At 37.7% G+C, this 13,972-nt stretch carries 12 protein-coding genes; 5 read left to right on the top strand and 7 right to left on the bottom strand.

Going from position 1 to position 13,972, the window contains the following annotated elements; translation table 11 throughout:
- Positions 1–76: 76 nt before the first annotated feature.
- From ED622_RS03920 to ED622_RS03930, 3 genes are read right to left on the bottom strand one after another with little or no spacing between them, the layout of a single operon-like run.
- Positions 77–1,177 carry an ABC transporter permease gene (locus ED622_RS03920; protein WP_122032629.1) on the bottom strand — a complete coding sequence of 367 codons (1,101 nt, stop codon included), beginning with the start codon at positions 1,175–1,177 and terminating at the stop codon, positions 77–79.
- Positions 1,174–2,100 (bottom strand): ABC transporter ATP-binding protein, encoded by a 927-nt coding sequence (locus ED622_RS03925; RefSeq protein WP_122032630.1) that lies wholly within the window; start codon positions 2,098–2,100, stop codon positions 1,174–1,176. Before ED622_RS03925 ends, ED622_RS03920 begins: the two co-directional genes overlap by 4 nt.
- A complete protein-coding gene (locus tag ED622_RS03930; RefSeq protein WP_122032631.1) occupies positions 2,093–3,055 on the bottom strand; it encodes an HlyD family secretion protein in 963 nt (320 codons plus the stop codon). The genes ED622_RS03925 and ED622_RS03930 overlap by 8 nt, the downstream gene beginning before the upstream one ends.
- Positions 3,056–3,416: 361 nt before the next feature.
- Here ED622_RS03930 and ED622_RS03935 point away from each other — a divergent pair, with 361 nt between their 5' ends.
- Both ED622_RS03935 and ED622_RS03940 read left to right on the top strand, forming a co-directional pair.
- The gene (locus ED622_RS03935) at positions 3,417–5,561 is read left to right on the top strand and encodes an LruC domain-containing protein (protein WP_122032632.1); all 2,145 of its coding nucleotides are present in this window, start codon (positions 3,417–3,419) and stop codon (positions 5,559–5,561) included.
- 11 nt (positions 5,562–5,572) lie between these two features.
- A complete protein-coding gene (locus ED622_RS03940) occupies positions 5,573–6,037 on the top strand; it encodes a hypothetical protein (protein ID WP_122032633.1) in 465 nt (154 codons plus the stop codon).
- A gap of 52 nt (positions 6,038–6,089) precedes the next feature.
- Here the strand turns inward: ED622_RS03940 and ED622_RS03945 are convergent, their stop codons facing one another.
- On the bottom strand, positions 6,090–7,280 hold the full coding sequence (locus ED622_RS03945; RefSeq protein ID WP_122032634.1) for a leucine-rich repeat-containing protein kinase family protein: 1,191 nt from the start codon (positions 7,278–7,280) through the stop codon (positions 6,090–6,092).
- 204 nt (positions 7,281–7,484) lie between these two features.
- Here ED622_RS03945 and ED622_RS03950 point away from each other — a divergent pair, with 204 nt between their 5' ends.
- From ED622_RS03950 to ED622_RS03960, 3 genes are all read left to right on the top strand, one after another.
- The gene (locus ED622_RS03950) at positions 7,485–8,306 is read left to right on the top strand and encodes a hypothetical protein (protein ID WP_162922443.1); all 822 of its coding nucleotides are present in this window, start codon (positions 7,485–7,487) and stop codon (positions 8,304–8,306) included.
- A 116-nt stretch (positions 8,307–8,422) separates the two neighbouring features.
- The gene (locus ED622_RS03955) at positions 8,423–9,115 is read left to right on the top strand and encodes a hypothetical protein (protein ID WP_122032850.1); all 693 of its coding nucleotides are present in this window, start codon (positions 8,423–8,425) and stop codon (positions 9,113–9,115) included.
- Positions 9,116–9,125: 10 nt separating this feature from the next.
- Positions 9,126–10,277: a GGDEF domain-containing protein gene (locus ED622_RS03960; RefSeq protein WP_162922444.1), complete on the top strand. Its 1,152-nt coding sequence runs from the start codon at positions 9,126–9,128 to the stop codon at positions 10,275–10,277.
- Here ED622_RS03960 and ED622_RS03965 read toward each other — a convergent pair.
- The 3 genes from ED622_RS03965 to ED622_RS03975 all read right to left on the bottom strand — a co-directional run bounded on the left by ED622_RS03965 (position 10,268) and on the right by ED622_RS03975 (position 13,880).
- Positions 10,268–11,200 carry a LysR family transcriptional regulator gene (locus ED622_RS03965; RefSeq protein WP_122032636.1) on the bottom strand — a complete coding sequence of 311 codons (933 nt, stop codon included), beginning with the start codon at positions 11,198–11,200 and terminating at the stop codon, positions 10,268–10,270. The genes ED622_RS03960 and ED622_RS03965 overlap by 10 nt on opposite strands.
- Before the next feature lie 142 nt (positions 11,201–11,342).
- The gene (locus tag ED622_RS03970) at positions 11,343–12,488 is read right to left on the bottom strand and encodes an OmpP1/FadL family transporter (protein ID WP_122032637.1); all 1,146 of its coding nucleotides are present in this window, start codon (positions 12,486–12,488) and stop codon (positions 11,343–11,345) included.
- A 252-nt stretch (positions 12,489–12,740) separates the two neighbouring features.
- Positions 12,741–13,880 (bottom strand): DUF1214 domain-containing protein, encoded by a 1,140-nt coding sequence (locus ED622_RS03975; protein WP_122032638.1) that lies wholly within the window; start codon positions 13,878–13,880, stop codon positions 12,741–12,743.
- Positions 13,881–13,972: the final 92 nt, after the last annotated feature.

Raw genomic sequence — 13,972 nt, forward strand, 5'->3', positions numbered from 1 at the left:
TGGCTTTTCAATGGGTAATAGCAAGGAGGCGTGTTTCATGTCGCATCAAATAACCTCTCAGCATGAGTTTGTTTACTTAATCTAATGATTTTTTAAATCGTTTTGAGGCAATAAATAAACCAATGATGGTAAAAATGATCATCCAGACAGTATCTCGCCATAAATCAATTAAATCAGCGCCACGTAAAACAATACCGCGAATTAATCTCATAAAGTGAGTCGCGGGTAAAATCTCAGCTATCCATTGAGCAACGACAGGCATTCCTTCATAGGGAAACATAAAACCTGATAATAAAATCGATGGCAATAGAATAAATATCGTCATCTGCATCGCTTGAAGCTGTGTTTTAGCAATGGTTGAAATAACTAATCCAAGCGTAAGACTTGCTGAAATAAATAACAATGTACCAAGCAAAATTTGACTTAATGAGCCATTAATCGGAACGTCAAAAATGAAATATCCTAACCCAAGAATAATAAATACTTGAATCAAACCGACAAAGATATAAGGGATGATTTTAGCAACCATTAGTTCAAAAGAGTGAATAGGGGTAGTAATAAGTAATTCTAAGTTTCCTCTTTCACGTTCTCGTACAATGGCTGAGCTGGTGAAGAGTATCATTGTCATGGTTAATATAACGCCTAATAGTCCCGGTACAATATTCACTGCGGATTGTCGGCTAGGGTTATAAAATAGCGTCACCTCAAATGTCTTAGCGTGGGCACTATTGCGAATATCAAAATCCAAATCGCTTAATGGCATGCTTTGCAATCCAAGAATGGCTGCACTTATCATGGTGTCTGAACCATCTACAATCCATTGGCCTAGCTCTCTGCCTTGTACCATGCGTTGTGTAATGTCTTTGGGTAATATCAGTGCAGCACGCACAACGCCTTGCTGAATTGCTTTTTCGGCTTCTTTTACTGTTGGATAATGTTGTTTAACACTGACGACTTGCGTGACTTTCACTGATTCAGTAATGAGTCGACCAAAAGTACTCTCACTTTGGTCAACAACCGCAATAGGTATATCTCTAATATCAGTATTAATAGCGTATCCAAATAATAACAATTGTATTAAAGGGATCATAATAACCATACCAAAGGTCAACTTATCTCGTGATAATTGACGAATTTCTTTGACCATGATGGCTTTCATTCGATTGAGTGACTTCATTGACGACCCTTCCCTGTTACGGTAACAAAGACATCTTCTAAACTTGGACGCGCGATATTCATTTCGGAATCTTTTAATTCAGGGAATTCAGATCTTAACCATGAAATGGGGTCATTAATATCTTGATGAATAAGTACTCGTAATCGAATACCTATTTGGGCTGCAGATCTGATTTCATTACGTTGAATTAATGTGTTTTTTAATGCGCGTAAATTATTTGTTTTCACTTCAACGATATTAACCCCCATGTTAGCCATTAATGTCTCTGGCTCTCCATCGGCACGGATAATACCTGATTCCATTATTGCCAATCGATGACAGCGTTCAGCTTCATCCATGTAATGGGTTGTAATAAGGATGGTGGTTCCTTTATCTGATAAATCAAATAGTTGCTCCCAGAAATCTCGACGATTCTCAGGGTCAACCGCAGAGGTTGGTTCATCTAGAAACAATAGTTCAGGCTTATGCATGGTTGCAGCAGCTAGTGAAAGGCGCTGTTTTTGACCTCCACTCATGCCTGATACTCGTTGTTTTCGTAATTGATCAAGCCCATAGGTAGAGAGTTGCTCCGTTATGCGTTGGAGTAACGTTTGTTTTTCCATACCAAAAATTTGGCCAATGAATTCGAGGTTTTCTTCTACACTTAAATCATCATACAAAGAGAATTTTTGCGTCATATAGCCAATTTTTAAACGCAGAGCTTCTGATTCTTTAGGGATACTTAAACCAAGGACATTCACCTGACCAGAGGTAGGGCTTAATAGGCCGGTTAAGGTACGAATGGTAGTAGATTTACCACAACCATTAGGGCCTAAAAAGCCATAAATACAGCCTTTGGGTACGGATAAGTTAATGCCATCAATAGCGGTAAAATCCCCAAATTTTTTCATAACATCAGTGGCTTGAATAGCAAACTCAGTCATTTTCATTGTCCTTTTCTAAGAGGACTTGGGCAGGTACGCCAGAAGGTAAAGAGGCCGCAGATTCAGGTAAATCTACTTCTGCTAAGTACATTAAATGAGATCGGTCTTCTTCTGTTAAGGCGTAATATGGCGTAAATGACGGTTCAGAGGAAACCCAACGAACGGTTCCTTTAAATGGAGAGCTAACACCATCCACAGTCACTGAAAATGTTTTCCCTGGGATGAATCCAACACGATAAGAGGCAGGAACGTAAACACGAGCGTAAGGGATACGATTGGCTTGAATAACAGCAACAAAACCATTTACAGGAACACGCTCGCCAAGGTTATACGGAAGATTATCTAAAATGCCGTTACGAGTGGCGACGATGGTTAATTCATCCAGTTTCTGTTGCTGCAATACAACTTCAGCATCCATCGCATCAAGTTCTGCTTTTGCTTGGTCTATATCTTCAGGTCTTGCTCCTGCGGTTAATTTTGAGAATTCTTCATTAGCTGAGTTTAATGTAGCGCGCGCAGAGTCTCGGGAGGCGAGGGCAGTATCTTTATTGGATTGGCTAGTGAGTTTTTTCTTTACTAGCTCAACCATTCGACGGTAATTTTTTTCAGCATCAATAAGCTGTGCTTTTGCTTGGTCTACTTTGGCTTTGGCTGATGCAATATCTTCAGGGCGCTCACCATTGGTTAAGCGTAATAAATAGGCTTGGGCTTTCGCGGCGTTTGCAATGGCATGGGCAAGGATGGCGTTTTGATTTTTTGTGTCCAATTGGACTAATACGTCACCGACTTTGACTTCACTGCCTTCTTTGATAGGTAAAGCTCGGATAATTTCATTTGAAGTCGCGGAGAAAGTGACCCGGTCTCGCTCTAAGGTTCCTAATGCTTCATCTCCTTTGTCTGAGCCACAACCTTGTAATAGTGCGACACATAAGAATCCTAAGAATAGCTGTTTCATCTTTAAATCTCCTGACATTGATTGTTTACTTATAGCCTAATCAGGGGATCGTCATAGCTTAAAGTAATATCAATTGCTTATAAGGTATTTAAAGAAACTATACTCAATTAACGAGAAGCGCAAATTATTTAATTCAATTTAAAATGCGCTTTCGCTTAATTTAGGTTGATTTAACGGACTTCCTTTCTGCAAATCATCAATATACTGTTATCAGTTTGCGTCTCAAAAAGATAATACAGAATTCTTATTTTGATTCTATTTATCTCAATTACATTAAAATACCATTAATATCAATGTTTTAAAAGTTTGGTATGGGTTGTGCTTTTCTTCATTATACGCTAGGTATAAATGAGGGAATATTATGAAAAAAAGCAGATTACTTTCTTGTATCGCTACATTAAGTCTTACTGTTGGAGTCAGTGGACAAGTGGAAGCTGCAATTCCATTTGCTTCCTGTCCAGGACAAGCATTTATGATACAAAACCCTTCTGGAACTCCGGTAGCTTATGGCATTAATTTGGATGTAGGTAGCTATAGCACTTTATCTTGGGAAGTTGGAAGCGGAAAAATTAATGCTATTGGATATAGCGTTCATGATGATTATATTTATGGGTGGGATTATGGAGCGAAAACCTTAACTAAAATTGGTTCCGATTTCGTATCAACGCCATTATCGGTCTCTAACCTAAATGTTGGGCCTACTTCAATTTATGTTGGTGATGTATCGACCATTGAAAATGCTTGGTATGGCTACAGAGTTAATCAAGGACTTTTTAGAATTGGCTTGGATGACTTGATTATGACTAAAGTTGCCAACTCTGGCACTATTGGCAATATTCGTATACTTGATATGGCTTTTCATCCAGATGATGGACTTATCTACAGTGTTGATAATTCTGGATATCTTTATAGAATTGATCCAAATACAGGGTTAAGTACCCAATTAAACAAAGTTATCAGCAGTGATAATGTTGGTCATAGTTTAGCTTTTGGTGCTCAATATTTTGATGTCGATGGTAATCTTTATCTCAGTAATAATGGGAATGGGTATATCTATCTTATTAATATTGATGATGTAAATTCAACTTCAGCCTTTTTTGCTTATGGACCATCGAGTAATTCAAATGATGGTGCTCGCTGTGCATTTGCTGCGGTGGGACAAAATGATAATAGCGATTACGGGGATGCTCCCGATACTTACGGTACTTTATATGATTCATTTGGTGCTCGTCATGGTATTTCTGATTTAAAATTGGGTCCTATCGTTGATGGAGAAAGTGAAGCTTATGTGTACCCGCTTTCAGATGACACATCAGATTCAAGTAATGATGATGATGGTATTTCATTTCCTGTACCACTTGAAATTAAGGAAACAAGCTTCATTTATGCCGATGTTGAAGGTGCAGAGGGAGAAGGGGTACTTAGTGCTTGGATTGATTGGGACCAAGACGGGGTGTTTAATGATGATGAAATGATCCTTAACAGTGAATGGGTAGATGATGGCCAGAATCAACTCTATTTTGAAGTACCAAGCTGGGCTCTAGCAGGAGATACTTGGGCTCGTTTTCGTTTAAGCCATACTTATGATGTTGGTCCAAATGGTGGGGTAAGTGCAGGTGAAGTTGAAGATTATCAAGTTACTGTTACAGACCAAGGTGTATCCGTTGAGCTTTACCCTGTAGGATCTGACTACACCACTTTCGCTTATGAAGATCAATTTCCTAAAGTCGGTGACTACGATATGAATGACGTCCTTATGAACGTCAAGTACACTGAATTTAGTCATAATAACCAAGTGATTCAACTTAAAATTGAAGGGCAAGTTGCAGCTCTTGGCGGTACTTATCACTCTGGTTTTGCTATTCGTTTGCCTAATATCAGCCCAGATAAAATAAAGGCTGATTCAGTTAAATTATTCATTGATGGAGAATTACAAAATACAACAGTGTTAGAGAGTGGCACTTTAGATGCCGTTTTGATTATTCATGAAGATCTTTGGTCTCTTACCGAGTCCGGTGAGGCTGACGGTTGTAATATGTTCCGAACTGAACCCGGTTGTGGGACTCAATATCGTCCTAGTTGGTCACTTACCGTCCCGTTTGAATCACCTATTTCTCAAGGACAAATGCCTGCTTTACCTTACGACCCATTCATTTTTGCGACTCCAGGTTATTACTACGGGGAGAATGGCTTACAAGTGAGTGGTGGCCATCCTGGACGTAATTTAGAAGTACACCTGAAAAACAAAAAACCGACCTCTAAGTTTGATTATCGCTATATTGGTCGAAGTGATGATGCAACCAATACCGCGAACAGCACTTACTTCCAGACAGATAACGGGCTTCCATGGGCAATTGAAATTCCGCTTAATTGGGAGCATCCAAATGAGTCAGTCAGCATTCTTGAAGCGTATCCTCAATTTGCAGGTTTTTCTCAGGATGCAACAGGACAAACAGCTGCAGATTGGTATACCACGCCTAGCGCTGGAAAAACTTATATAGATTAAGGAAATATTTTATGAATAGTATCGTGAATAAAATGTATTTATTACTTTTTGCTGCTAGTTTTAGTCTACTCACTGCTTGTAATAGTGATAGTTCTGGTGGCTCAAATGATTCAGGTACAGGGTCATCTGTGAGCCCTCAATTATCGGTTTTAGATTTAAAAATTAGTGCTGAGAATAGCCTTAGTTCGGTATATAGCGTTGATATTGATGTTGATATTTCAGAGCGTTCCACTAAGCGTGCATTTATTTCTATTTGTGATAATAGTCAAGCACAAGGTGATTTATCTAAAGTAGATTTTGATATGTGTTTACTTAAAGGTCGCTTAGAGCAAGGTGTTGGTAAATTTGACCTTCGTGTTGCGAATCATTGTGAAGAGTTAATTACCATCATATGGATCATGGAAAAAGATAGGGAGCCTCTTATCTATACTTTGTCGCATAATAATCAAAAAGAAAATTATTGGTTAATTAATTAAGAGTATAAATAATGCGATTGACAAACCGCCTTAGTAAAGGCGGTTGTCATATTTATTTAGTGCAAATATTCATTAAATCATCGACAAAGTGATTCAATGCACGCTCTTCAATGGCTCTAACTTTCTGTTGCTGACTCTCACTTAGCATGTGGTACATACTCGCGGCACCAAAGTCGCCAAAGATAATGTTCGCATCTGCATCAAATAAGGTGTTATGCGCATACAAATCACCATGACACACTTGGTTATCATGCAGGTGTTCAAACACATTACGCATTTCAGCGGTCATTTTATTGATGTGCTCTAACGATAAGGTAAACCCTGCAGGGAAAGTATCACGCGTGCAGCTTTCTAAACTTGGTGGTAAACCTAAGTTTTTATAATGTGAAGGGATCAAGTTCATGATCAACGCCAGATGATTGTCTTCATTCACCTGTGCTAATGATTGCACCAAACTTGGATGATTGCCGACTTTTAAACACGCTTGTAACTCATCTTCAGGGTAACCATCACTGGTGACTTCGCCTTTAAATACTTTAACTGCAATTTCTTGTGGAAAATCCATTTGTTCTTTATTCCAACGGGCTTTAGAAATGACACCTGATGCGCCTTGGCCTAATACATTTTCTAATGTGTAGTCTGATGAGGCGATACTAGGAACGGATTTCACTTTCACATCAGATTTGCAGAATGGATTACCGGCAAACGCAAACCACGCCAGTTTTGGTAAATTAAGCAGTTGCTCTGGGCACTCAATCAATTGGTTTGCTGAAATACGCAGTAATTCCAAGTTATGAAGTTGAGACAAGTTGTTTGGCAGTTCAGTCAGTTTGTTGCCTGCTAATGCCAGTTTTTGCATTAAGTGGCAGTCACCCAATGAGTTTGGTAATACTTCTACTTGGTTATCGGTTAAGATCAACCAACGTAATTTTGGCGGAAAGGCATCTTCAGGAATATGCTGAATTTGACACGATTTGAATCCAATCATCTCAAGATTTTGACACTGCACCAGAACATCAGGGAACACAGTAAATGGATTGTTTGATGCAAAGAAAATCTTCAAGTTAGGTAATTGAGCGATCTCAATCGGTAGCGTAGTTAGTTGATTATTCGATAAATCTAAGATTTCTAATGAATCAGCAAGAGATAAGATCTCAAGTGGAAACTCTGTTAACCCTTCACTTAATTGTAATCGAGTAATACCTTGTAATTCACCGGATTGTAACTGCGCTAATGTATGCAAACTAATCTACCTATGTTGTTTATATTTTGCCGCTGATTGTACGGTGTTTCAGTATGAAAATCTAATATACCTATTTGGTTATAATGGATATAACGGATGGGTCATTGGCTCTTGAATTGTCATCACGTATCTTTTGTCCCATTGAAATATATTGTGGATAAGGGAGTAAATGGAACTTACTTCAAATTACGTGGAGAAGTTCAAATGGCTGTATTAAAAAATAGAGATAAAGTATCAAAAGCAGGGTTGATAATTACAAGTCTATTATTATGTTCTACGAGTGTTTCGGCTCAAGAGTCAAATGACGATATACAAGATATGTCAGATCCATTAGCTGTATACACCCAAGCTGGTGCAGGTTATACGGATAAAGGGTTGAACCTAAAAGTTGGACAGACCTACGATACAGGTAGTGATACAACGATGGGGATGAATATTATTGAAATTAAAGGCATCGGTGGTGAAGCCGTTGGATGGAATGGGGACGCTCGTTCAGACAACGATGACAGTATAGATTCTCTTCGTTTTCGTAATTTTAGTGTCGATTTAACCAATGGCCGTGGTGCTCAGGTTGATGTCGATTGGAACTTTGATAGCAACCAAGGCTCAGCTTCTTATAGTTTCATACAGGCACTTCCAAAAATGGGACCTGTTAGTTTATATCCTTTAGCAGGATTAGGTTTGGCAGCTGGTGAAGCATACGATCCTCAGGATAAAGGGGCAGCTCAAGCACAAGACCGTTATGACTTGCATGGGTCTTTTTATGTTGCTGGCCTCTACAGTAAAATTGAAATTACCGATAAGATCTGGATTAACTATAATCCAATGTATTTAGGTACGATTTCTGGTTCTGAAGAATATAAAGATAATGCTTATGGCATTGATAATGATGCCATTCTAACTCATGAAGCAGCGATTAGTTACCAAATAACTAAGCGTTCAAATGTTCGTTATTTTGCAAACTGGACAGAAGATACTCATTATTCCGATGGTGACCATAGAATTGAATTTAACTATCAATTTTAAAATATTCATCATTTAAAAATTCGATCTTATATCATCCAATGGATTAATTAATTCGTTGGATTTTTTGCCTTTTAAAAATAAATATTGAGTAATTCATGAATCTAAAATCTACATCAATGTACCAAGGTGTATTTCCTATTTTAAGCCTTTTTCTTGTTAATCCTTCTTTTGCTTCTACTGAAGAAAAGCATCAAGATGATCCAACAAAAATAGTGACAAAATTGGGTTTTGGGTATAACGATGATTTAACTATTTCTGGTTCCATCGGGTTAGATCCGGTGCGAATGCTAAATATGAGAACCACTGCTGATGGGGATGATTGGCGTCTTGGTGGTTCATGGCTATTACCAATAGGTATTATTAATGTCAATTTTAGCCGTACAGAGTATGACCATAGTGCCTATAAAAATAACTACAGTATTGGAACCTTTATACCATTATCCTATTTTGGGGTAGAGCCTATGGGCTGGCAAATTTTCCCAATGGCTGGTTATGCTTATAACGATGGTGAATTTGCTGTTGAGCAACATAATGAAATGCAATCTGGTGATTATGTCTTGATGTCTAACTCAAATCATAGTGGCTATTTAGGGGCGTTTGCATTAAAACCACTTACAGATACATGGAGTATTCTCGCTTTTGGTGGAGGGGCTTTAGGTTCTGATGATTACAGCAGTTATTGGGGAGGCGGTGGCCTTAGCTATAAGATAAATGAACACCAATCTTTTAATTTCTACGGGGTAATTAGTGAAGATGATTTTGGTCACAATGAAAAAGTAGGCTTGTCTTATACCTATGAGTTTAAGTAGCAATTTGAATATGCAGAGCCATTATACTAAACAATTTTCGGATTATGTTAATGTGCATAACCATCAACGTATTTTTACTATTTCATTAGTGATTTTATTTATTTCTGTATTTTTAGGATTAACCTTAGATTTGTGGATCTCACGTAGTGCAATTATCGATTCTGAACATGAATTGTTTGTATTATATAATACGTTATTAATGGGGATACCAATTATATGTCTATGCGTTGGTTTGGTTTTTAGGTTTTCTTTACCAAGTAATCCTTTGAATATAGGTGGTATTTTCTCGTTGAATGCCAGTCTTGCAGCTATACATACCGTCATATTAACCGACGCATTAACCTTTTCTCCTATTAGTATCATCGCTATTACATTAATGGCGAAAATATTTATTCTTAAAACGATATCGTTGATCTTTCTTTTTGGTAGCTATGTTCTCTTTGGCTTTTTAACCATTGTAGAGTTTCATGATACAGAAACCTTAGGCATTCAGTTTTATTTTTTCTTGGTTATGTTATTTATTTGGTTACTTTACCTAGGGTTAGACCATTATAAGAAAGAGAGAAATCAATTTGTATATAAGAGAAGGCAAGCTCGGCAATTGAGTCAAATTACACTACAAAGAATGTTGATTGAATCTCATAATATGATTTTAGAACGTAAATCGAATGTGGATGAGTTAACGGCACTATATAACCGTCGTTTTTTTGAAAAAGCCTACAATGATGAACTTCTTGGTATGAATAGAAGTTGCCGTTCATTAGCGGTGCTATTGGTTGATATAGACCATTTTAAAGCGGTTAATGATAGTTTTGGTCATGACCGTGGAGATCAATGTATTCGTCAAATCGCAACAGCTCTTAATCAATGTGTAACACGAAAAGACGATGTAGTTGCTCGTTATGGTGGCGAAGAGTTTATTGTTTTATTGCCTAATACAGACATTGCTGGTGCCTTGGGGCTTGCCAATCATATTAATCAATATATTCGAAGATTAAATCTACAGCACCCATTTATGGAGCATGTCACTGTCAGTATTGGTGGTGCCGTCGCCTCTAATAAAATTACGGATAAAAAAGCATTTATCAAAAAGGCTGACGAAAATTTGTATACGGTAAAGCATAACGGACGAGATGGTGCCTGTATTTTGCGTTACTCATGATTAATGATCTGTTGGATTAATGTCGTAATTTGCTCTTGTAGCCATTGAAAGTAAGGGTCATTACGGTATTTATAATTACTATATAAAAGAATGTTTCTTGGCTCTATTTTTGGTAGTCGATCATGGTATATAGGGGTCAAGTTTTGATGAGGTTCTATATATAATTCAGAAACAGGGAAGATAGAATCTGTTTCTGAAACGACTTTTGAGATATTTGAAATGACTTCTGAGCTAAACCCTTTTGTAAATGTTCGTCCTTCAAGTTCAAATAATCTTTCGAGTAATCCTTTCCTATCATTCCAGTTGGGTAAAATGGCTGTTGTGATTGGGTAGTGTGATAAGTCATTAATCGTGATCTTGGATTGCTTGTTTAGAGGGTGTTTATCACTAACATAAGCTTTAAAACGATCTTTTAGTAAACATGAAGCAACGACCAATTTATTTGGCACGTCTATATCGTAGTGAATCCCCATATAGATTTGATCTGTTTCAATATTCTCTAAGGTGTATTTATTCCATAAGTGACAAGAAAAAGTGACTTTAGGTGAGTGTTTAGCCAGTAATAAATAAATTTCTGCCGGTAATGTTTGACCTAGAATTGGATTAATAGCGAGTGATATATGGCCTTCTTTTTTTGCGGGATCAAATTCTTGCTCGGGTGATAGCGTTTGATAAATTGCATCGAGTAAATCAGGTAATACTTGCGCAATTTGTTCACATCGCGGCGTAAGAATGAGTCCTTTGGGAGAGGAAATAAACAGAGCATCATCTAAATTATCGCGTAATTTCCTTAATTGCCGGCTGACAGATGGTTGAGCTAGATGTAATCGGTCCGCTGCTTTTGTAACGTTTTTTTCTTCGATCAATACTTTTAGAACTTTAAGTAAATTGAGATCTAATTGTGCTAATTTTTTAGTGGTCATTATGCTCTCTTTATTTTTATTCCTTACATGAACTATAGCTGTTTTCATTAGAGACATAACTTATTTGTTATGGATTAGTGATGAGGATAACAAGCAGCATAGAGGGTATGCTGCTTAAATGAGGTTAGATGTTTATGATTGATTAGAATGTAAAATTCACTCCGACAAAATGAATACGTCCGTCGAAAGTCCCATTTACGTTGACATTAGGGCGGTTCATATCAACAGAGCCAAGATCTGCGTATTCGTAAAACATGTCCATCGTGATGTCATCCCATGAGGTAGATGCACCAACTGAATAGCGGTATTGTTCACCAACGGGTAAATCAACCCATTGCATCGAAGGGTCATCTTGTGGTGATGTTTCATATGAGAAGCCCGCTTTTAAGCGCCAATCTGCATTTAAGCGATAATCAGTACCTATAGCAAACTTCCATACATCATCCCAATCTCGCTGGATCTCTATTCCATTACCGTAATTTAAATTCAAAGCGGTAGAATCCCAGTGACTCCAACGATGGAATTGTATGCTTGCAAGTAGGTTTAGGTCCTTACTTAATGCGTAGCTTGAGCTCATATCGACAATCTCAGGCATGATCATTCCGCTAGATAATGTCTGATTTCTGGCCAAATCATTATTAAATTCGTGCTCTAGCTTTGAGCGATAACTTAAACCAAGAGAGAGCTTTTCTGATGCTTGATACATAGCTCCAAGGTTATAACCATACGCCCAATCAGAATCTTGTTCTGCGGTGATAGATCCCATTGATTGTTCAAAAGAAGCCCAGCTTAACTGTAACCCAGCTCCAAGTGATAATTTGTCATTCACTTTATAACTAAGGGCAGGGTTTAGTTGCATGGCCGTAAGAGTGATATCTTCTAATAAATGGTTTCCGGCCCATTCACTGCCATAGTCTAGACTTGAGCCACCAACAGCGCCAAGGGCTAATCCAAAATGAAGTTTGTCTGTTATCTGTTCTACATGGAATGCACCTGCAGAAGGTAAAACTGAATGTGCTTTACCGTTTTCTGAGCCATTTTTATCATCGAATTTCATTTCCAGATCAAACGCGAGTGCATTAATGGTGGTTTTTCTTTCACCCATTGACGACATTGTTGCAGGGTTTGTCCACATGGCAGCAGCAGATTTAGTGTACACACCGTCACCTGCTCCAGTGGTACCGGCGTTTGCAACAATGGCTTCTTGAAGAAAGAGTCCGCTAGAAAAGGCATTAAAGCTAAGAAGGATAGCAGAAGCAGTTAAAGAGTAATTAAAAATAGGTTTCATAAAGTGCTCTTATTATGGAGTTTAGAGTATAAAAATACTTACGCTTAAAAACGCGAGTTTTCACTTCATGATAAAGAAAAATGGATTACGATTAGGAATAATGAATATATCTAAAAGTAATAGAAAAGTGTGAAGCGGTCACTTGCGATATTAATTACGTTATGGATATATAAAATCGACCTCAACAACAATTAAGGCCGATTAATTTACTATGTCTTACTTAGTTATTTACCCTTAATAAGGAATACCGAACTATTTTATCGGTGTTATTTCAGGCATTTTATATTGTTTCATTTCATCAACTTTTGGTAAATATACGCGCATTAAGAAACCCCAGTTATCATCTGGCGTATAAGCAAAATTGCTTCCTGTTATATCTGCTACGGTTTTACATTCCATAGAACCAAAGATAACGTCAAACGATCCATCCGAGTTGTATTTAGTCGAGGCGTGGTTTGATGAAACGATATTGTACTCATCAGACATTAAGTATTTGTCTTCACCATAAACAGTAATAGAAAAATATCCTCCATCTTCTAATCTTGTCGGTGGCGCAGGGTAGTTGGCTTGGTAACAAGAACCACCTTCCACTCCTTTTAATGCATAAGCAGGATACATTGCGGTATCTTCTGGTGATAATCCCCACGCTCCCGCAATGCTATAGGTGGTTTTTTCCCAATTAGAAACATCATTGATATCGTAAGTAACCGTTTCATACGTATTTGGCAGTTTGTCATACTCTGTAATTAATGCAGTACGTACTTTCATCATTTTAGCTAGATCTACGCTAGGGATATTAGAATCGGCTGAACCTGCATTGATTTGATATTGTGGCTGTAAAGTATTGGCGATGTAATCAAGGTTTTGTTCTGTTCCATCTGAAGCCATACGAATACCAACAACGACGTATTTAGTATCCACATCTTTAGCATCATAAGTAAAAGTACCCGCACCCACTTCATAATCAACAAAGGTATGGTTTTCATCTTGAATGTGTAGCGATACAAACCGTTTGTCGATATTTTCTGGAACCGTAATACTAAAACCTTTTGATGCATCAACAATTGCGATGGAGTAAAGGTGATCTAATGATGGTGATACAACCCACTTATCTTCTGCTTTGGCTAGCTTAGTGAAATGAAAGAAATTGTTTACGCCTAATTCACGGTTGATTGCAAACTCATTCATAAAGGCATGACTTTCAGCAAGAAAATACTCTTCTACTGTCATTCCATAATCTTCAGGGTTTACTTTCCAGTTTGATGAATCAATAGCTGGGAAAACGGATGGTTTTATAGCAGAAGTTACATCATTATTTGTTGCAGTGGTTGATGTAAATGCTGAGACATTAAAAGCGGTAAATAAGCTCAATGCGATAAGTGTTTTCTTCATAGTGACCTCGTAAAAAATAGTATTTTCATACAGAGCTACGAGTGAATATCCCGTTGGCTCAAACTCGTTAACTGAGTGCTATTTTTATCGAT

It is taken from the genome of Aliivibrio sp. EL58 (assembly GCF_900312675.1).
Lineage (GTDB): Bacteria > Pseudomonadota > Gammaproteobacteria > Enterobacterales > Vibrionaceae > Aliivibrio.

Bases quoted from the DNA above. Each gene is read 5' to 3' on its own strand.
- ED622_RS03950 (WP_162922443.1), top strand. From the start codon at position 7,485: ATGGCTGTATTAAAAAATAGAGATAAAGTATCAAAAGCAGGGTTGATA.
- ED622_RS03975 (WP_122032638.1), bottom strand. From the start codon at position 13,880: ATGAAGAAAACACTTATCGCATTGAGCTTATTTACCGCTTTTAATGTC.
- ED622_RS03930 (WP_122032631.1), bottom strand. From the start codon at position 3,055: ATGAAACAGCTATTCTTAGGATTCTTATGTGTCGCACTATTACAAGGT.
- ED622_RS03935 (WP_122032632.1), top strand. From the start codon at position 3,417: ATGAAAAAAAGCAGATTACTTTCTTGTATCGCTACATTAAGTCTTACT.
- ED622_RS03960 (WP_162922444.1), top strand. From the start codon at position 9,126: ATGCAGAGCCATTATACTAAACAATTTTCGGATTATGTTAATGTGCAT.
- ED622_RS03920 (WP_122032629.1), bottom strand. From the start codon at position 1,177: ATGAAGTCACTCAATCGAATGAAAGCCATCATGGTCAAAGAAATTCGT.
- ED622_RS03970 (WP_122032637.1), bottom strand. From the start codon at position 12,488: ATGAAACCTATTTTTAATTACTCTTTAACTGCTTCTGCTATCCTTCTT.
- ED622_RS03940 (WP_122032633.1), top strand. From the start codon at position 5,573: ATGAATAGTATCGTGAATAAAATGTATTTATTACTTTTTGCTGCTAGT.
- ED622_RS03955 (WP_122032850.1), top strand. From the start codon at position 8,423: ATGTACCAAGGTGTATTTCCTATTTTAAGCCTTTTTCTTGTTAATCCT.
- ED622_RS03965 (WP_122032636.1), bottom strand. From the start codon at position 11,200: ATGACCACTAAAAAATTAGCACAATTAGATCTCAATTTACTTAAAGTT.
- ED622_RS03925 (WP_122032630.1), bottom strand. From the start codon at position 2,100: ATGACTGAGTTTGCTATTCAAGCCACTGATGTTATGAAAAAATTTGGG.